We start from the raw sequence: 18,219 nt of genomic DNA, 5'->3' as shown, positions 1-18,219 counted from the left end.
GGTGCGGCAGGCGAGAGTTGAGACCATCAAGCCTCAACCGGCCCCATTTCGCTTCAAGATCATCTCCATCGCTTCGGCAAAACCGTCCTGCTCATTTGTTGCGGTGACGTGGGTGGCCTGGTCCTTGACGTTGTCGGCAGCATTGCCCATGGCGATCGAGACGCCGCTGACGCGGAACATCGCGAGATCGTTCTGCATGTCGCCGATGGTGGCAACCGCGTCGGTCGAAATGCCAAGGCGCTTGGCCGTCGCCTGCACGAACGTGCCCTTGTCGAAACCGGGCGGCGTGACGTCGAGATAATAGGTCTGCGAGCGCACCGCGGTCGCCTGGCTGCCGAGCGCCTCCTGCATCACCTTCTCGCAAGCCTCGAGGCCGACCGCATCAGCGCTGGCGCCGACGATCTTGCAGGCGCTCGAAAGGTACGGCGAAAAATCCGTCACGATGGTCGGATCGGACCGGATCGTGTGCTGCTCGTGCGCAACGTATGGGCCGCTTGGGTTATCGATCAGCCATTTGTCGGAGGTGAACAGCCAGATGTCGGCACCGAACTCCCGGAGGATCTGCAAGGACCGTTTGGCGGCGCTCGCCGGGATCAGGTGCTGCTCGACGGGGCGCATCTCGGGATCGACGATCGAGGAGCCGTTGAACGGGCCGACCGGCAGCCAGAGCGCAAGCGGCTCGATCAGGAAGCGCATGCCGATCGCGGGGCGGCTGGAGGTGATGGTGAAGCCGAGGCCGGCCTGGTGCAGCCGCTGCACCGCGGACCTCGCACGTTCCGTCAGCGTCTTGTCCTTGGTCAGCAGCGTGCCGTCGACGTCGGAAACCACGAGTGAGATTTTCGTCATGGCATGACCTTGAGTTTCTCGGCCTCAGCGTTTCGCGCCGCCCAATTTCAGCTGCCGCACGACGCCGTCAACGATCGCTTCGACCGATTCGTCGATCGAGACGGTGATGACGTGCTCGCCCGCCTCGGGCGGTTCCAGCGTCGCGAACTGGCTCGTCAGCAGTTCGGGCGGCATGAAATGGCCCTTGCGGTTCGCGAGCCGGTCGGCGATCAGCTCCTTCGTGCCCTTCAGGAAGACGAAGCGGACGTCATCCCGCCCACGCAGGAGCACGTCGCGATAGGAGTGCTTCAGCGCCGAGCAGGCGATGATGACATGCCCGCCGCGTCGGCAGACCCGGGCGATCTCGTCGGCAATGGCGTTGAGCCAGGGCCAGCGGTCCTCGTCGGTGAGCGGATGGCCCGCCCGCATCTTCTCGACATTGCTGGCGGGGTGGAAGCTGTCGCCGTCCTCGAATCGCCAGCCGAGCCGCTGGCCCAGCGCTTCCGCAATGGTGCTCTTGCCCGAGCCCGACACGCCCATCACGATCAATGCACAAGGTGCTTCAACGCCCGCCACGAATTCCCTCCGGAAGCGCGGCCTGGTCGACCAGCCAGACGGTCTCACCATTCGAGCGCGCGCGTAAGGCCGGCAGAGTCTCGCCATTGAGGAGGCGCGTCAAGATCGGCTGCTTGTCATGCCCGGCAATCTCGAACAGCATTTCGCGGCAGGATGCCAAAGCGGGCAGGGTGAGCGAAACCCGCGGCACGAAAGGCGCGACATTGGCCTGGGGCACCCCGACGGCCCAGCGTTCACTCTCCTCGATCGCGGGGTAGCCGGGGAAGAGCGAGGCCGTGTGGCCGTCCGGTCCCGCGCCCATCAGGACCATGTCGAACAGCGGCCGTGCCGGATCGAGGCTCTCGGCGCCGTAGAAAGATTGCAGCTCGCGGGCATAGGCTTCGGCGCTTTGATCGGGGTTTTCAGCCCCCGTCGGGATCGGGTGGATATGGTCGGGGGGCGCATTGCGGTCGAGAAAGGTCGCGCGTGCGACTGCCATGTTGTTGAGCGGATCGCTCTCTGCCACGAAGCGTTCGTCGCCGATGAACCAGTGCACGCGGTCCCAGGGAATCTTGCCGCGCCAGGCGTCGCTTCCGAGCAATTGATAGAGCTTCTTCGGGCTGGAGCCGCCGGTCAGGCAGATCGCGATCCGCCCGGGATTGGCGGCGATCCGCGCCATCACCCGTTCGGCTGCGGCCTGCGCCAGCGCCTCGGCGTCGGCCTTGACAATCAGCTTCGGCTGTCCGGCCGCTGCCATCACGAAAACTTCCGCCAGCTGCGCCCGTCGCGCCGGAGCAGCTCATCGGCGCAGGCCGGGCCGTCGCTGCCGGCTTGATAGGCCTCGATGCCGTTGGTGCCCGCTTTCTTCCAGGCGTCGATGAACGGCTGCACCGCCTGCCATCCGGCTTCGACGCCGTCAGCGCGCTGGAACAGGATGTTGTCGCCGATCATGCAGTCGTAGATCAGCGTCTCGTAGCCGGTGCTGGGATCGGCGCGGAAATAGTCGCCGTAGCGGAACTTCATCTCGACGCCGTCGATGGTGACGCTCGGTCCCGGAATCTTGGCGTTGAACTGAAGTTCGATGGTCTCGGTCGGCGCAATGCCGATGGTGAGGAAATTCTGCGACAGGCGGTCGACCGCCGTGCCGGCGAACATCGAGAGCGGCGCCTGCTTGAACTTGATCGCGACTTCGGTGCGCTTGTGGCCGAGCGCCTTGCCGGTGCGCAGGTAGAAGGGCACGCCGGCCCAGCGCCAATTGTCGATCAGCAATTTCAGCGCGACATAGGTCTCGGTGGTGCTGCCGGGCTTGACGTCCTCGGTGTTGCGGTAGTCCGGGATCTCGTTGTCGCCGATCTGGCCGGCGAGATATTGCGCGCGCACCGAGCTCTTCAGCGCTTCTTCTTCGCTCGGCTGCTGGATCGCGGTGAGAACCTCGGCCTTTTCGGAGCGCACGGAATGAGCGTCGAAACGGGATGGCGGCTCCATCGCGACCAGCGACATCAGCTGAAACAGATGGTTCGGCACCATGTCGCGCAGCGCGCCGGTCGCATCGTAGAAGCCACCGCGATGGCCGACGCCGAGCTTCTCTTCCACCGTGATCTGGATGTGGTCGATGTGGTTGCGATTCCAGATCGGCTCGAACATGCCGTTGGCGAAGCGCAGCACCAGGATGTTCTGCACCGTCTCCTTGCCGAGATAGTGATCGATCCGGTAGATCTGGTGCTCGTCCATGATCTTCAGGAGTTCGGCGTTCAACGCGCGCGCCGAGGCAAGATCGGTGCCGAAAGGCTTCTCGATCACGAGCCGCCGCCAGGCGCCGTTCTCCTTCATCAGCCCGGTGCGGCCGAGTTCGCGCGCGGTCGGCGCGAACGCAGCCGGCGGGGTCGCCAGATAGAACAAGCGGTTGCCGCCGGTGCCCCGCGAGCATTCCAGCGCATCGAGATGCTCGTGCAAGCGGTCGAACGAGGGCGGATCCTTCGGATCGGCCTCGACGAAGGTGACACATTGCAGGAGCTGTTGGGCGACGACATCGTCCACGGGGCGGGTCGCGAATTCGCGAAGGCCCTGCATCAGGCTGTCGCGCAGCTCGTCATCCGACTTGCCCCTGCGGGCCACGCCGACGACGCAGAATTTGTCGGGCAGCATGTTCTCGGCCGCCAGATTGTAGAGCGATGGCATCACCAGCCGATGGGTGAGGTCTCCGGTCACGCCAAAGATGACGAAGGCGCAATTTTCCGGCTTGCGCTTGGGTTGCGGGTCTTTTGTCACGAATGATCGGCCTTCGCTTGGTTACATGCTACTTCGGCTTCGAAGCGTCCGGCTGCTTCGGCTCCTTATGGCCGCCGAAGCCCGCACGCATCGCGGAGAGAATTTTTTCGGCGAAGGTGTGTTCCTTGCGGGAACGGAAACGTGTGTAGAGCGCCGCCGTCAGCACTTCGGCCGGCACCGCCTCGTCGATCGCGGCATTCACGGTCCAGCGTCCTTCGCCGGAATCCTCGACGAAGCCGGAATATTCTGCGAGTGCAGGGCTGTCCGCGAGCGCCGTCGAGGTGAGGTCGAGCAGCCAGGACGGGATCACGCTGCCGCGCCGCCACACCTCGGCGATGTCGGCGAGGTCGAAATCATAACGATGGTCCGTCGGCAGAGCCTCGATGCTTGCGTTCTTGAGAATATCAAAACCTTCGGCATAGGCCTGCATCAGGCCGTATTCGATGCCGTTGTGGATCATCTTGACGAAATGTCCGGCGCCGACCGGACCGGCATGGATATAGCCCTGCTCGATGCGGTGATCGCGCCCCTCACGTCCCTCCGTGCGCGGAATGTCGCCGGTGCCGGGTGCGAGCGCGGCGAAGATCGGATCGAGCCGGTCGACCACCTGCTTCTCGCCGCCGATCATCATGCAATAGCCGCGGTCGAGCCCCCAGACGCCGCCTGACGTGCCGACGTCGACATAGTGGATGCCGCGCTCCTTCAGCGCCTTGCCGCGGCGAACGTCGTCCTGCCAGAACGTGTTGCCGCCGTCGATGATGACGTCGCCTTCCTGCATCACGCCCGCGATCGTGTCGATCGTCGTCTCGGTGATGTGGCCGGCCGGCAGCATCACCCAGGCCGTGCGCGGCCGCTCCAGTTTGGCGACGAATTCTTCCAGCGTCGTCGATCCCTGCGCGCCGTCGGCGGCAAGGCCAGCGACAGCCTTGGCGTCCTTGTCGTAGACCACGGTCGAATGGCCGTGGCGCATCAGCCGGCGAACGATGTTGCCGCCCATCCGACCCAGGCCGATCATGCCGAGTTGCATTTGAAAAATTCCCTTAGTTCAGCGCATCCGTGAGCGCGGCGTTGAGCGCCGCGAGACCTTTCTTGAGCCCGCCCTTGAGGTGGACGCGCAACGCACGCCGGCCGCGTTCGGTGAGCACGTCGAAGTCACCGCGGGCCTGCGCCGCCTTGATAACCCCAAAGCTTGCCTTCTGGCCCGGCACCGCCAAATCCTTGGCGTCGTCAGCCGTGATCTGGAGGAATACGCCGCTATCGGGTCCGCCCTTGTAGGCCTGCCCGGTCGAATGCAGGAAACGCGGCCCAAACTCTGCGCAGGTCGCGACGTGTCGCTTCTCGCGCACTTCGAGACGCATGGTCTGGAGTGCGTCGATCGTAGCCTTGTCGCGCGCGATGTAGCCGAGCAGGGCGACATAGTCGCCGTGGCCCGAGCGGGAGAGGTGCGCCTTCAACCAGGAGGTCAGGTCGCCATTCGCTCCGGCAGCACGGAGCGCGGTGGCGTTGGCCTCGTCGGTGTACAGATCGGCTTCATCCGTGCTGACCACCGGCTGCTCCGCCGGCAGCGCGCCGGTCTTCTCGAACGAGGCGGTGAGCTCGCGGGTCTTGATCTTGGCCGCTTCCACGTCGGGCTGGTCGAACGGATTGATGCCAAGGATGCTGCCGGCCACCGCCGTCGCCATCTCGAAGCGGAAGAACTCCTGGCCGAGATGATCGATCGACTTCATGACGATGCGCACCAGGGGATGGCCGGCCGCTTCGATCGCGGCAAGCTTCGAGTCATGGGCGGCGTCCGCCTCGCCCTCGATGCGGATATCGATGAAGAAGCGGTCGTCGCCGTAGAGCGAGGGTTCGCCGAGCGGCTCGCCGTCGATCGGGATCAGGCCCTTGCCTTCCTTGCCGGTCGATTCCGCGATGAGCTGCTCGGCCCAGGCGCCGAAATCGGCGATCTTCTTCGACGACAGGATCGTCACCTTGTCGCGGCCTTCGAGGCCGGCGAGGCCCATGGCAAGGCCGAGCTGCACGCCGGGGTTCTCACTTGGCGGCACATCCGGTCCGCAGGAGCGGACCATTGCGAGTGCATGCTTGACGAAGGTCTTGATGTCGATGCCCGCGGTTGCCGCCGGCACCAGGCCGAACGGCGAGAGCACCGAATAGCGGCCGCCGATCGAAGGGTCGCCATGGAAGATGCGGGCGTAGTTGAGGCTCTTCGCCGACTTCTCCAGGGACGAGCCGGGATCGGTCACCGCGATGAAGCGATGGCCGGTCTTCACCTTCGGCCCGACCGCCTGTGCGACGCGCGCATGGAAATAATCCTTCATCGCGTTCGGCTCGGTGGTGCCGCCGGACTTGCTGGACACGATGAACACGGTGTTGGCGATGTCGATCCTGGCCTCCGTTGCCCGGACCTGTGCGGGATCGGTGGAATCCAGCACGTGCAGCTTCGGGAAGCCGGACTTCCGCGCAAAAGTCTCGGCCAGTACCTCAGGGCCAAGGCTCGATCCGCCCATGCCGAGCACGACGGCATCGGAGAACTTTTGGCCCTTCACGCGGCTCGCATAGCCCTCATAGTCGGCGACGTCGGCGTTCGCCGCGCTGTCGATCCAGCCCAGCCATTTGTCCTCGTCGGCGCCAGTCCAGATCGATTTGTCGCGCTGCCACAGCCTGCGGATCTTTGCAGAGGCGCGCCATTCCTCGCTGCGCTTCGCCACCGCCTTGCCGAGCCCGTCGCCGAGCGAGAGAAGCTGGCGGTCGATCGCAGGCCCGAGCACGGTCACGCGCTTGTGGGCGACCGCACCATAGAGCTTGTCGGCGGCATCGGCGAACTGCTTGACGCCGTCCCTGACGAGCTCTTCGGTGATGGCATCGAGCGAGACGCCGGAGCGCTCCAGCTCGTCCAGCAGGCGCCTTGCGTCGTCGACATTCTCTTCCAGGCTGTCGCGCGGCTTGCCATGATCGCGAAACGCATCGAGCGTCGCCGGCGGCATGGTGTTGATGGTGTCGGGGCCGATCAGCTCCTCGACATAGAGGACGTCGCTGTAGTCCTTGTTCTTGGTGCCGGTTGAGGCCCACAGCATCCGCTGCGGCTTGGCGCCCTTGGCAGCGAGCTTGTCCCAGCGCGGGCCGGAAAACAGGCGCTTGTAATCCTGGTAGGCGACCTTGGCGTTGGCGATTGCGACCTTGCCCTTCAGCGCGGCGAGCCGTTCCTTCTCGCTGGGATCGTTGGCGCGGGCGATCTTCTCGTCCAGCTGCTTGTCGGCGACTGAATCGATGCGGCTGACGAAGAAGCTCGCGACGCTCGCCACGTGCGACGGGTCGCCGCCGCCAGCGACATATTTTTCAAGACCGGCGAGATAGGCCTCGGCGACCTCCAGGTAGACGTCCCTGGAGAACAACAGTGTGATGTTGATGCTGATGCCGTCTCCGATCAGCTGCTCGATCGCCGGCAGGCCCTCCGGCGTCGCCGGCACCTTCACCATCAGGTTCTTGCGATTGACATCCTTCCAGAGCCGCCGCGCTTCGGCGACCGTGCCGGCGGTGTCCATCGCCAGATAGGGCGAGACCTCCAGGCTGACATAGCCGTCGCCTCCCCTGAGGCGGTCATAGACCGGGCGCAGCACGTCGGCGGCGTTCTGGATGTCCTCGACCGCGACGGTCTCGAACAGGTCGGCCACGGTCCGGTCGCCGCGCTTCAGCGCCTTGCCGATCGAGGCGTCATACTCGTCCGAGCTGCCGATCGCCTTCTCGAAGATCGAGGGGTTGGAGGTGACGCCCTTGACGCCGTCGGTGTCGATCAGCCGCTTCAGGTCGCCCTTGGCGATAAAGCCACGGGCCAGGAAGTCCAGCCAGACGGCTTGTCCGTGCTTTTCCAGTTCTTTGACGGGATTCATGATGCTTATTTATCTCCAAGCCTGCGGGCGAGGGGTTTTCGCGCCGGTCCTGACGCGCTATCCTCTAGCCTACATGCTCCCGGGAGGGAACCAATCAAGGGTACGAGCGTCATACTCTCTGTGAAACTCCGTCGCGATTGTGGCGATCCAGGCGGAAGTAGCCGTGTTGCGTAAAAAGTCGTTGGCTGGAGGAGTTGGCCAAGGTCTCATTGCGTAACGTCAGCAGCTTCGTCTCGTCAGCTAGTGGCTGTGCGGAGTGTCTTCAGCGGATTTCGGTCCGCCTGATACATCGTGGCTCGGCCGCGAATGGCCATGCTGGGGGAAAGCATGCACGCACATCGTGACGGCCTTACGTCCACTGTCGCCGACAGCCCGCAATCGGTCGCGCCGGCCGTACGCATCGACGCGTCCCACGATCTTGAAATCAGTCCATGTACGACCCAGCTGCGGCTGCTGGTCGCGGCGGGCTTTGCGATGACCCTGGTCAGTGCGGCCCTTGCCTTCGACTGGTGGGACGATCTCGGCGACTACGATACTACGGTCGGCTATGCCGGCGTCGTGGTGTTCGGCCTGGTGACCAGCCGGCTGATCTGGATGCTGCCCGCCGAACGGGGATCGGTGGTGATCGTCACCCCCCATGGCATCCGCGACCTCCGCATCGGTAATGAATTTCTGCTGTGGGACTCGATTGCGGAGATTTCGGCTGAGGAATGCCGCGGGCAGAAGACGATCGTGCTGACGCCGACGCCGGCCTTGCAGCGGCAGCTCTGCACGATCCGCACCCTGGCGCGCCGCGCGCAGAGCGATCGGCAGAACGATCGGATTGTCATCCGCTCGGAGGGCTTGGCGACCGACTTCGATACATTGCTGCGCGCTTGCCGCGATTGTCATGCTGCGAGCGTTGCGCGCACCGCATTGCAGCAGGAAGATGAACACGGTCCGCAAGGCTTCGCCGTACGAGCGTCATAAGATTGCCGCTCGCAGATCGCTTCATGTTGCAGTGCCGGATGGACACTCATCCCCGGTATCGCCCGGATGTTGCGACCAAGTGACATTTTCTGGAAATGAGCGAAGATGGATACAGATTCGCACAAATTACAGGCATGTGCCTGTTCGTAACTCAACGAGTGCCTACGTTGTGCGTTGCGTCGCGTTGGCACCCGGGTGTCCAATGATCGTCATGTGCTCACGCTGATTCGAAACGGCCTGAGGAACGGTCCGGTAACTGCTTTCGTTTCAGCTTGTAGCGGAACTCACGCGGAGAGGGATCATGTATAACGATTCTCTGTTCAACGCTTTCGCTAAGTCGTTCGAGGCGAGAAGCCAACACGACATGTCGATGGCGGAATATCTGGAATCGTGTCGAAGCGATCCCATGAAATACGCGAACGCGGCCGAACGACTGCTAGCGGCGATCGGTGACCCCCAGACGATTGACACGGCCAAGGACCCACGCCTCGGCCGTATTTTTTTGAACCGCACCATCCGCACCTATCCGGCCTTCGCCGGCTTCTACGGCATGGAAGAAACCATCGAGCGCATCGTCGGTTTCTTCCGTCACGCGGCGCAAGGCCTCGAAGAGCGCAAGCAGATCCTCTATCTGCTCGGTCCGGTCGGCGGCGGCAAATCCTCGCTCGCCGAGCGGCTCAAGTCGCTGATGGAGGTGCATCCGATCTACGTGCTCAAGGCCGGCGACGAATTGAGCCCGGTGTTCGAGAGCCCGCTCAGCCTGTTCGATCCAGATAATCTCGGGCCGATGCTCGAGGAGAAGTACGGCATTCCGCGCCGTCGCCTCACCGGCCTGATGAGCCCGTGGTGCTACAAGCGGCTGGAAGCCTTCGGCGGCGACATTTCTCAGTTTCGAGTCGCAAAAATCCAGCCGTCGCGGCTGCGCCAGATCGCAGTCTCCAAGACCGAGCCGGGCGACGAGAACAACCAGGACATCTCCTCGCTGGTCGGCAAGGTCGATATCCGCAAGCTCGAGACTTACGCGCAGAACGATCCCGACGCCTACAGCTATTCCGGCGGCCTCAACCGCGCCAATCAGGGCGTGCTCGAGTTCGTCGAGATGTTCAAGGCGCCTATCAAGATGCTGCACCCGTTGCTGACCGCAACCCAGGAAGGCAATTACATCGGCACCGAGAATATCGGCGCCATCCCCTTCACCGGCGTTATCCTCGCGCACTCGAACGAAGCTGAATGGTCGAGCTTCAAGGCCAACAAGAACAACGAGGCCTTCATCGACCGCATCTGCGTGATCAAGGTGCCCTATTGCCTGCGGACCACGGAGGAGCAGAAAATCTACGAGAAGCTGATCCAGGGCTCCGAGCTTGCGGCCGCGCCATGCGCGCCCTCGACGCTCGAGACGCTGGCGCGGTTCTCGGTGATGTCGCGCCTGCGCAAGCACGAGAATTCCACCGTGTTCGCCAAGATGCGGGTGTACGACGGCGAGAGCCTGAAGGAATCCGATCCGAAGGCGCGCAGCGTCCAGGAATATCGCGATGCCGCCGGCGTCGACGAGGGCATGGACGGCGTCTCCACGCGCTTCGCCTTCAAGATATTGGCTGCGACCTTCAACCACGATCCGCAGGAGGTCGCCGCCGACGCCGTGCATCTGATGTACGCGCTGGAGCAGTCGATCCGCCGCGAGCAGCTCCCGGAGGAAGTCGAGAAGCGCTATCTCGAATTCATCAAGGCGGATCTGGCGCCGCGCTACGCCGAGTTCATTGGCAACGAGATCCAGAAGGCCTATCTCGAATCCTACTCGGATTACGGCCAGAACCTGTTCGACCGCTACGTCGACTACGCCGATGCCTGGATCGAGGACCAGGACTTCAAGGATCCCGACACCGGCCAGCTGCTCGATCGCGAGCTTTTGAACCAGGAACTGACGAAAATCGAGAAGCCGGCGGGCATCGCCAACCCCAAGGATTTCCGCAACGAGGTCGTCAAATTCTCGTTACGCTCGCGGGCCCAGAATGGTGGCAAAAATCCGGCATGGACTTCTTACGAGAAGATTCGCGACGTGATCGAAAAGCGGATATTCTCGCAGGTCGAGGACCTGCTTCCGGTCATCTCCTTCGGGTCGAAGAAGGACGGCGAGACGGAGAAAAAGCACGGCGAGTTCGTCGCACGCATGGTGGAGCGCGGCTACACCGAGCGTCAGGTTCGCCGGCTCGTCGAATGGTACATGCGCGTGAAGCAGGCCGGTTGAGGCGGATGGAAAAGTGCCCATTCACATTATTGACAGGCGCCTGAATCCAGGCGGCAAGAGTCTTGAGAACCGCCAGCGGTTCTTGCGTCGGGCCAAATCCCTGGTGCAGGGCGCCGTCAAGAAGACCTCGCAGGAACGCGACATCAAGGACGTCCTGGAGGGTGGTGAGGTCACGATACCGCTCGACGGCATGCACGAGCCGCGTTTCCGCCGTGAAGGCGGAACGCGCGACATGGTATTGCCCGGGAACAAGAAGTTCATCGAGGGCGACTACCTCCAGCGATCCGGCCAGGGCAGCGCCAAGGATTCCGGTCCCGGCGAAGGCGACAGCGAGGACGCTTTCCGCTTCGTCCTCAGCCGCGACGAGTTCGTGGACCTTTTCCTCGACGACCTCGAACTGCCGGATCTTGCCAAGCGCAAGATGGCGCAGACCGAGAGCGAGGGCATCCAGCGCGCCGGCTACACAACGTCCGGCTCGCCTGCCAACATCTCGGTCAGCCGGACCGTGCGGCTCGCGCTTGCGCGTCGCATCGCGCTCAAGCGTCCCCGCAAGGATGAGATCGAAGAGCTGGAAGCCGCGATCGCCGCATGCACCGACGAGGACGAGCGCACGGTGCTTCTGGCTCAGCTCGAAAAGCTGAAGGTGAAGTTGAGGCGAATTCCCTTCATCGATCCTCTGGACATCCGCTATCGCCGCTTCGAGACCGTGCCCAAGCCCGTCGCGCAGGCGGTGATGTTCTGCCTGATGGACGTCTCCGGCTCGATGTCCGAGCACATGAAGGATCTCGCCAAGCGCTTCTACATGCTGCTCTACGTATTCCTGAAGCGGCGCTACAAGCACGTCGAGATCGTCTTCATCCGCCACACCGACCGCGCCGAGGAGGTGGACGAGCAGACCTTCTTCTACGGCCCGGCCTCCGGCGGCACGCTGGTCTCCAGCGCGCTCCAGGCGATGCACGAGATCGTGCGCGAGCGCTTCAATCCGTCGGACTGGAACATCTACGCCGCGCAAGCTTCCGACGGCGACAATTCCTATTCCGACGGCGAGCTCACAGGCATGCTGCTGACCGACAAGATCCTGCCGGTCTGCCAGTTCTTTGCCTATCTCGAGGTCGGGGAGTCCGGCGGCAGCGCCTTCGATCTCTCCGACTCCTCGCTCTGGACCCTCTACGAGCGCCTGCGCAACAGCGGCGCACCGCTCTCGATGCGCAAGGTCAGCGAGCGCAGCGAGATTTTCCCGGTGTTCCACGACCTGTTCCAGCGCCGCGAAACATCTCAGGAGAAAGCCGCTCCATGACGGAACGCTTGTTCGAAGGCGCCGATTGGGATTTCCACACCTTGCAGCGCATCACCGATGCCTGCGAGGAGGTGGCGACGAAAGATCTCGGGCTCGACGTCTATCCGAACCAGATCGAGGTCATCACCGCCGAGCAGATGCTGGATGCCTACTCCTCCGTCGGCATGCCGCTGTTCTACAAGCACTGGTCGTTCGGCAAGCAATTTGCCTACCACGAGGCCTCCTATCGCAAAGGCCTGATGGGCCTCGCCTATGAGATCGTGATCAACTCCTCGCCTTGCATCTCCTACCTGATGGAGGAGAACACGGCGACGATGCAGACGCTGGTGATTGCGCACGCCGCCTTCGGTCACAACCACTTCTTCAAGAACAACTATTTGTTCAGGCAGTGGACCGACGCCGACGGCATTCTCGACTATCTCGACTTTGCCAAGAAGTATGTGATGAGCTGCGAGGAGCGCTACGGCCGCGTCGAGGTCGAGCGCACCCTGGATGCCGCGCATGCACTGATGTCGCACGGCATCGATCGCTATCCCGGCAAGAAGAAGCTGGATCTGCGCGCCGAGGAGAAGCGGGCAGGGCGCCGCCGCCAGCATGAAGAAGAAGTCTTCAACGATCTCTGGCGTACCGTGCCGGCAGGGAAGAGCAAGACCCGATCCGCGATCAGCGTCGAACGCCGCCGCAAGCTGCTCGGCCTGCCGCAGGAAAACCTGCTCTATTTCCTGGAGAAGAGCGCGCCGCGGCTCGCTCCCTGGCAGCGCGAGCTGCTGCGCATCGTCCGCCACATCGCGCAATATTTCTATCCGCAGAGCCAGACCAAGGTGATGAACGAGGGGACGGCGACCTACGTCCACTATCGCATCATGACCAAGCTGCACCAGCAGGGCCGCATCACTGACGGCAACTTCCTCGAATTCCTGGGATCGCACACCAACGTGGTGTTCCAGCCCGAATTCGACGATCCGCGCTTCTCCGGCTTTAACCCCTATGCGCTCGGCTTCGCAATGATGCAGGACATCGAGCGCATCGTCACCAGGCCGGGAGACGAGGACCGCGAGTGGTTCCCGGATATCGCCGGCAAGAACGACGTGATGGGCGTGCTGCGCGACGTCTGGGCCAACTACCGCGACGAAAGCTTCATCGCTCAATTCCTGAGCCCGAAGCTGATGCGGCACCTCCGCATGTTCCATTTGCACGACGATCCTGAAGAACGCGCCGGCATCCGGGTCGATGCCATCCACGACGAGCGTGGTTTCCGCCGCGTGCGGCGCGAGCTGGCGCGGCAACACGATGTCGGCTACATCGACGCCAATATCGAGGTGGTCGACGTCGATCTCTCCGGCGACCGCCGGCTGATCCTGCATCACCACGTCATCAAGGGCTCGCAGCTCCACGAGACCGACGCCAAGCGCGTGCTCCAGCACCTCGCCGATCTCTGGACTTACGACGTCTCGCTGATCGAGGTCGATGCCAACGACAAGGTCTTGCGCGAATATGTCGTGAGCCCGCGTCCGATCCCGGCGGCGGCCTGACGCCGCGGTCTACGCCGAACGTCTGCTGGGCTTTTTCCCGGCCTTGGACGTGTTCAGGGCCACAGCCGCTTGGATAAGCGCCTTCAACGCCTTTTCATTGATTTTCTCGCCCTCGCGAAAATCGATCGCGCGCCGGACATTTCCCTCAAGGCTGGAGTTGAAGAGCCCCGCGGGATCCTCCAGCGCCGCGCCCTTGGCGAAAGTCATCTTCACGACAGCCTTGTAGGTCTCGCCTGTGCAGATGATGCCGTTGTGCTCCCAGACGGGAACGCCGCGCCATTTCCATTCCTCGATGACATCAGGATCGGCCTGCTTGATCAGGCCGCGGATCCGCCCCAGCATTTCGCCGCGCCAGTCGCCGAGCTCCTTGATCCTGCCGTCGATCAACTTGGAGGCTGAAACCCCGTCCGCTTCCTTCGTGCTGCCAGCTGTCACTGCCTTTTTCATCATCTTGCCTCGTTCACGCGTTGCTGCGGCTGACATAGGGCAGCGCGAATAAATAGAGTCCCGTTGCGAGCAAGGGAATCAGTGGGACGAGTGCGAGCAGGCCGATCCAGACGGCCTGGAGCTGGATGGTCATGGCGACGATGTTCGCGATGACGGCGAGCGTGAAAGCGATCGAGAGCCAGCGATGGATCTGTCGAATCCACAAGTTCGAGTTCATTGGGACCTCCTCTGAAAAATGATCGGAATAGGCGCCGGCGGGAGAGCTAGTCTGCTCGCGCCAGCACTTCGTCCAGCTTGGCAAAGAACTGCTTCCACCCGGCATGCGCGCCGCCGAAAGCCTGCTTCTGCGTCGGGCTGAAGCCCGCTTGCTCGACGCGCAAATGCGTGCCTGCACTCGTCGGGCTCAGGGTGAAGGTCACCACGCTTTTCAGATCGAACGCTGCGTCCTCATGCGAGAAATTCCAGGTATAGGCGAGCGTGCGTTGCGGCTCGATGGTGAGCACCTCGCAGTCCAGCACGCCGCCCCATTCGCCGCGAAGATTGAAGCGATGACCGACGACCGGCTTGAAGTCGTTCCTCATCAGCCATTCCTCGATCAGATGCGGTTGCGTCAGCGCGCGCCAGATCCGCTCGGCCGGAAAGGCAAATTCGCGCTCGATCACCACGGAGCGCATCTCGGCGGCAGCTTCGGTCATTGGTCCATCCTCTTCAGGAGATCGTCGAGGGCATCGAGCCGGTTCTGCCAGAAGCCGGCCATCTGGCCGCTCCAGTCGATCAGCGGATTCAGCGCGCCGGGCTGCGCGCTGTAGTGCGTCTGGCGTCCTTCATGGCGGTCGCGCACGAGGCCAGCCTGCTTCAGCGCGCCGAGATGTTTCGAGACCGCCGGTTGCGAAACGCCGGACACCGCGGTCAGTGCCCCGACCGTCTGCTCACCCTCGCGGCACAGCCGCTCGAAGATCGCCCTCCGGGTCGTATCGGCGAGCGTCCTGAACAGAAGATCGTGCGAGGCGGACATGCGAAATCTATAACCCACAAGTTATGGGTAAACTCATAACCATGGAGTTATGGGTGTGTCAAGCGCGCTGCGCATCGGTTGGGAAGCGGGGCTCCCCTTTCCTCTCCCGCTTGCGGGAGAGGTCGACGCGCAGCGTCGGGTGAGGGTTCTCCCATCTTGGACTTCTCGATCGCGAGACCACCCTCTCACCGACCCTCCCCGCCAGCGGGGGAGGGAGCGCACCTTTTTCGCAGCAACTGCCTAGGGCCGCAGATAGAGAAAGCCCTGCGATTGAAGCTCGGCCAAGCGAACCACGCCGCCTTTCTCCGCGCTGACGAAGCCGGGCAGCAGATCCGTGAGCGTGACGTTCTGCGCCTTCATCGTGTTGCCGCACGCCGCGAGTTCGACGCCGTCCTTGGAGAAGTCGCCGACCCGCTTGCTGACATTGGGGTTGGCCTGCGCCGCGTGAAACGCCTTCAGCGCCGGCCCGTGGATCACCAGCGCGATCGTCACATGATCGGGACCGCCGACGCCGTCGATGTGGTTCTGGATGTTGCCAAGCACGAAATTGACCTTCTCGGCATCGCTGAGATGATAGACGACCTTGAGCTTGCCACCCGCACTGGTTTCCGTCGCGGCCTTCGCGCTGGAGGCGCCAAGTGCCGCGCCCAAAGCCGAGACGGCGCTCCACAAGATGTTCCGGCGGTTCATGACGATCTCCTCGACTGACTGAAGCCGCCGGATAGGTATCACTTGTGGCGGAGCGCGGCGAGTTCCTTGCGGTCGGTCACCAGCAAAGCGCATTTACCCGTATCCGTGCGGTCGAGCCGAAAATCTTGTCGTCGGCGCCGGCCACGAGCGACTCCTCCGCATCGTCATCCGGTTTGTTGTTCTGCCAGACCCTGACCCGTGCGAGCCGCACGATTGCCGACTTGTCGTCCTTGGAGAGCGCAACGCCGATGCCGCCGCTTTCGCAGTCGACGCCGCAGCCGAGACGCACCTCGTTACCGTCCTTCGTGAACACGGCGTGGCTGCACGAACCGCTGGAATCGAAATCGCCAGCGCGATTTCGGTATCTGAAGCCGAGCCGGAAGGAGTTGTGCAGCTGCTTGTCCTGCTTGTCGTATTCCGCCGAGACCAGCAGCTTCATCGAAGCGACCTTCTGTCTCGGATGCCGCGCCAGATGCGCGGCATCGTAGCGGCGGACGAAGCAGGCGTAGGCCTTGTCGCCAGGCGGGCCTGCATACATCCGTGTGTTGAAGGTTTCGGCCTTGGCCTTGCGGGCCTCGCGGATGTCGTCGGCCTCCTCGGCTTGAGGCCGTGCCGATGAGTGCGGCAACGGCAAGGGCAGCAAAGACAGAAAGCTTCATGATGGCCCCAAGCGCAGCAGCCGAGCTGCAGGCTGGAGACGCGGCCCAAGGGCGACGCGTTCAACGTCGCAAGTCCCTGACATGGATCGTCGCAGGGTAGAGCGACGTGATTAGTCCCACGCAGGGCATTAGTCATCGGTGGGGCCACGAAGGTTCAATCGATGTGACGCCTTCGCCTTCGGAACTCGATGCCCGCAGTCTGTTCGACATTGCCCCAGTTCATCGATGTGATAGCCTTCACAGACGACGGCCTTTGGCAGTCGTAAGCTGGGGCTGCCTTTGTAAGTCTGGAGTCCCCCCGCAATGGGCGAAATTCGCAACTTCAGATCCGGAAGCCACGATGACCCGCCGCCACATGGCGGGATGCCTCGCCGTCTCGCCGCGATCATTGTCGGTGACATCGCTTCCTACAGTCGCTTGATGCAGGCTGATGAGGAAGGCACGCATGTCCGCGTCAAGCGGATCGAGCGGGATCTCATCCAACCCAGCATCGTCGAGCATCATGGGAGTCTGGTGAAGACGACGGGCGATGGTTTCATTGCTATTTTCGATAGTCCGGTTGAGGCCGTTCGATGCAGCATTGTCATCCAGCAGAATCTTGTCGGCCGCAATACCTCGCTTCCGAAGGATTCCCGGATCGAATACCGAATTGGCGTCAATCTCGGTGATGTCATCGTTGAGCCGGACGACGTCTACGGCGACGGCGTCAACATTGCCTCACGCCTCGAGGGCATTGCCGAGCCTGGCCAAGTCTACATCTCGGGCGCGATCTACGAACAGATCAAGCACAAGGTGGTGTGCGGCTATGAGTCGCTCGGGGATCGCAAAGTCAAGAACATCACCGATCCCGTGCGCGTCTATCGCGTGCTGCCGGACGCAAATGCGATCGGCGGGACGCGCGGTCGGCGCGAGAATGTCCTGATCTTTCTGCTGGGCGTCACGTTGCTGACGATTGCCACGGGCGTGCTCTGGTATGTGCTGACGCAGCCCGGCAGGGTGGGCGAACGGGCCACCGCGCCGGTCGCATCCCCGAGCCCGCAACCTCCGCCGCGCGAAGCGGCCGTGCAAACGCCGCAACCATCGCCCGCGTTGACTCCATCACCTTCGCCCGCACCAGCGCCCAGTCAATCGCCGACGCCGGTCCGCGAACCCGAGATGATTGCTATTCTCGGCGGCAGCTTTGCAATGGGAAGCAATGATGATCCGACCGAACGCCCTGTCCATCAGGTCATGGTCAAGTCGTTCTCGATCGCAAAATATCCGGTGACGGTGCAGGAATGGAATGAATGCGCCGCCGCCAAGGCGTGCGGCTTCACTGCCATCGGCAAGGACGACGCGCCGATCACCAATGTGAGCTGGACCGACGCGCAGCAATATGCCGCCTGGCTCGCCAAGACCACGAAAAAGCCTTACCGGCTCCCGAGCGAGGCTGAATGGGAATATGCGGCGCGCGGCGGAACGTCGACCAAGTATTGGTGGGGCGACAAGCTCCAGCGAGGCATGGCCGGGTGCAAGGACTGCGGCGACGCCGCGGCCGAGCAGCCAGCGAAAGTCGGCAGCTTCAAGCCCAATGCCTTTGGTCTCTACGACATGGGCGGCGGCGTCGACCAATGGGTCGAAGACTGCTGGCATAAGACCTATCAGGGCGCGCCCAATGACGGCTCGGCATGGAGTGGCGGCGACTGCAGCTCGCACGTCCTGCGCTCGGGCTCCTGGAAGAACGACTCGCGATACGTGCGACCGTCCAACCGCGATGGTTACGATACCAACGTTCGTTATCCGACGCATGGATTCCGCGTCGCGCTCGGTCCTTAATTGCTGGAGTCG

The 18,219-nt window shown here is 63.0% G+C and carries 16 protein-coding genes and 1 pseudogene; 5 read left to right on the top strand and 12 right to left on the bottom strand.

Features of this window, described 5'->3' with window-relative positions; all coding sequences use genetic code 11:
* Positions 1-33: 33 nt before the first annotated feature.
* The 6 genes from IVA80_RS06690 to IVA80_RS06665 are packed head-to-tail and all read right to left on the bottom strand — an operon-like array spanning position 34 to position 7,538.
* Positions 34-846: an HAD family hydrolase gene (locus IVA80_RS06690; protein ID WP_247426982.1), complete on the bottom strand. Its 813-nt coding sequence runs from the start codon at positions 844-846 to the stop codon at positions 34-36.
* 24 nt (positions 847-870) lie between these two features.
* On the bottom strand, positions 871-1,401 hold the full coding sequence (locus tag IVA80_RS06685; RefSeq protein WP_346347973.1) for a gluconokinase: 531 nt from the start codon (positions 1,399-1,401) through the stop codon (positions 871-873).
* Positions 1,388-2,137, bottom strand: a complete 750-nt coding sequence (gene pgl / locus IVA80_RS06680; RefSeq protein WP_247426979.1) for a 6-phosphogluconolactonase — start codon at positions 2,135-2,137, stop codon at positions 1,388-1,390. The genes IVA80_RS06685 and pgl overlap by 14 nt, the downstream gene beginning before the upstream one ends.
* Positions 2,137-3,648 carry a glucose-6-phosphate dehydrogenase gene (gene zwf / locus IVA80_RS06675; protein ID WP_247426977.1) on the bottom strand — a complete coding sequence of 504 codons (1,512 nt, stop codon included), beginning with the start codon at positions 3,646-3,648 and terminating at the stop codon, positions 2,137-2,139. The genes pgl and zwf overlap by 1 nt, the downstream gene beginning before the upstream one ends.
* Positions 3,649-3,676: 28 nt before the next feature.
* Positions 3,677-4,675, bottom strand: coding sequence for a phosphogluconate dehydrogenase (NAD(+)-dependent, decarboxylating) (gene gnd, locus IVA80_RS06670; protein WP_247426974.1), 999 nt, complete (start codon positions 4,673-4,675; stop codon positions 3,677-3,679).
* Positions 4,676-4,688: 13 nt separating this feature from the next.
* Positions 4,689-7,538, bottom strand: coding sequence for a bifunctional transaldolase/phosoglucose isomerase (locus IVA80_RS06665; protein WP_247426972.1), 2,850 nt, complete (start codon positions 7,536-7,538; stop codon positions 4,689-4,691).
* Between the two features lie 306 nt (positions 7,539-7,844).
* Here IVA80_RS06665 and IVA80_RS06660 point away from each other — a divergent pair, with 306 nt between their 5' ends.
* The 4 genes from IVA80_RS06660 (at position 7,845) to IVA80_RS06645 (ending at position 13,581) form a co-directional block, all read left to right on the top strand.
* Positions 7,845-8,507 carry an STM3941 family protein gene (locus IVA80_RS06660; RefSeq protein WP_247426969.1) on the top strand — a complete coding sequence of 221 codons (663 nt, stop codon included), beginning with the start codon at positions 7,845-7,847 and terminating at the stop codon, positions 8,505-8,507.
* A 301-nt stretch (positions 8,508-8,808) separates the two neighbouring features.
* A complete protein-coding gene (locus IVA80_RS06655) occupies positions 8,809-10,752 on the top strand; it encodes a PrkA family serine protein kinase (RefSeq protein WP_247426968.1) in 1,944 nt (647 codons plus the stop codon).
* Positions 10,753-10,771: 19 nt separating this feature from the next.
* Complete coding sequence (locus IVA80_RS06650; RefSeq protein WP_247427187.1) at positions 10,772-12,049, top strand: YeaH/YhbH family protein; 1,278 nt, start codon at positions 10,772-10,774, stop codon at positions 12,047-12,049.
* A complete protein-coding gene (locus IVA80_RS06645; RefSeq protein ID WP_247426965.1) occupies positions 12,046-13,581 on the top strand; it encodes a SpoVR family protein in 1,536 nt (511 codons plus the stop codon). Before IVA80_RS06650 ends, IVA80_RS06645 begins: the two co-directional genes overlap by 4 nt.
* Positions 13,582-13,590: 9 nt before the next feature.
* On the opposite strand, the gene IVA80_RS06640 is transcribed toward IVA80_RS06645, so the two are convergent.
* The 6 genes and pseudogenes from IVA80_RS06640 to IVA80_RS06615 form a co-directional block, all read right to left on the bottom strand.
* Positions 13,591-14,028 (bottom strand): DUF1801 domain-containing protein, encoded by a 438-nt coding sequence (locus IVA80_RS06640; RefSeq protein WP_247427184.1) that lies wholly within the window; start codon positions 14,026-14,028, stop codon positions 13,591-13,593.
* Between the two features lie 13 nt (positions 14,029-14,041).
* Positions 14,042-14,245 carry a hypothetical protein gene (locus tag IVA80_RS06635; RefSeq protein ID WP_247426961.1) on the bottom strand — a complete coding sequence of 68 codons (204 nt, stop codon included), beginning with the start codon at positions 14,243-14,245 and terminating at the stop codon, positions 14,042-14,044.
* 46 nt (positions 14,246-14,291) lie between these two features.
* A complete protein-coding gene (locus IVA80_RS06630; protein WP_247426959.1) occupies positions 14,292-14,723 on the bottom strand; it encodes an SRPBCC domain-containing protein in 432 nt (143 codons plus the stop codon).
* Positions 14,720-15,043 carry a metalloregulator ArsR/SmtB family transcription factor gene (locus IVA80_RS06625; protein ID WP_247426956.1) on the bottom strand — a complete coding sequence of 108 codons (324 nt, stop codon included), beginning with the start codon at positions 15,041-15,043 and terminating at the stop codon, positions 14,720-14,722. The genes IVA80_RS06630 and IVA80_RS06625 overlap by 4 nt, the downstream gene beginning before the upstream one ends.
* 240 nt (positions 15,044-15,283) lie before the next feature.
* Positions 15,284-15,733 (bottom strand): DsrE family protein, encoded by a 450-nt coding sequence (locus IVA80_RS06620; protein ID WP_247426953.1) that lies wholly within the window; start codon positions 15,731-15,733, stop codon positions 15,284-15,286.
* Positions 15,734-15,771: 38 nt separating this feature from the next.
* A pseudogene (locus IVA80_RS06615) lies at positions 15,772-16,392 on the bottom strand (hypothetical protein).
* A 303-nt stretch (positions 16,393-16,695) separates the two neighbouring features.
* On the opposite strand from IVA80_RS06615, the gene IVA80_RS06610 reads away from it, so the two are divergent.
* Positions 16,696-18,207 (top strand): SUMF1/EgtB/PvdO family nonheme iron enzyme, encoded by a 1,512-nt coding sequence (locus IVA80_RS06610; protein ID WP_247426950.1) that lies wholly within the window; start codon positions 16,696-16,698, stop codon positions 18,205-18,207.
* Positions 18,208-18,219: the final 12 nt, after the last annotated feature.

Source organism: Bradyrhizobium sp. 139, assembly GCF_023074175.1.
In the GTDB taxonomy this organism is placed as follows: domain Bacteria; phylum Pseudomonadota; class Alphaproteobacteria; order Rhizobiales; family Xanthobacteraceae; genus Bradyrhizobium.
Note: the sequence above shows the minus strand (reverse complement) of the source record. Positions and strands in the feature narration are given on the sequence as shown.

Excerpts from the sequence above, each read along its gene's own strand:
- IVA80_RS06690 (WP_247426982.1), bottom strand. The coding sequence starts at position 846 with ATGACGAAAATCTCACTCGTGGTTTCCGACGTCGACGGCACGCTGCTG.
- pgl (WP_247426979.1), bottom strand. The coding sequence starts at position 2,137 with ATGGCAGCGGCCGGACAGCCGAAGCTGATTGTCAAGGCCGACGCCGAG.
- gnd (WP_247426974.1), bottom strand. The coding sequence starts at position 4,675 with ATGCAACTCGGCATGATCGGCCTGGGTCGGATGGGCGGCAACATCGTT.
- IVA80_RS06665 (WP_247426972.1), bottom strand. The coding sequence starts at position 7,538 with ATGAATCCCGTCAAAGAACTGGAAAAGCACGGACAAGCCGTCTGGCTG.
- IVA80_RS06660 (WP_247426969.1), top strand. The coding sequence starts at position 7,845 with ATGGCCATGCTGGGGGAAAGCATGCACGCACATCGTGACGGCCTTACG.
- IVA80_RS06655 (WP_247426968.1), top strand. The coding sequence starts at position 8,809 with ATGTATAACGATTCTCTGTTCAACGCTTTCGCTAAGTCGTTCGAGGCG.
- IVA80_RS06645 (WP_247426965.1), top strand. The coding sequence starts at position 12,046 with ATGACGGAACGCTTGTTCGAAGGCGCCGATTGGGATTTCCACACCTTG.
- IVA80_RS06640 (WP_247427184.1), bottom strand. The coding sequence starts at position 14,028 with ATGAAAAAGGCAGTGACAGCTGGCAGCACGAAGGAAGCGGACGGGGTT.
- IVA80_RS06635 (WP_247426961.1), bottom strand. The coding sequence starts at position 14,245 with ATGAACTCGAACTTGTGGATTCGACAGATCCATCGCTGGCTCTCGATC.
- IVA80_RS06630 (WP_247426959.1), bottom strand. The coding sequence starts at position 14,723 with ATGACCGAAGCTGCCGCCGAGATGCGCTCCGTGGTGATCGAGCGCGAA.
- IVA80_RS06625 (WP_247426956.1), bottom strand. The coding sequence starts at position 15,043 with ATGTCCGCCTCGCACGATCTTCTGTTCAGGACGCTCGCCGATACGACC.
- IVA80_RS06620 (WP_247426953.1), bottom strand. The coding sequence starts at position 15,733 with ATGAACCGCCGGAACATCTTGTGGAGCGCCGTCTCGGCTTTGGGCGCG.
- IVA80_RS06610 (WP_247426950.1), top strand. The coding sequence starts at position 16,696 with ATGGGCGAAATTCGCAACTTCAGATCCGGAAGCCACGATGACCCGCCG.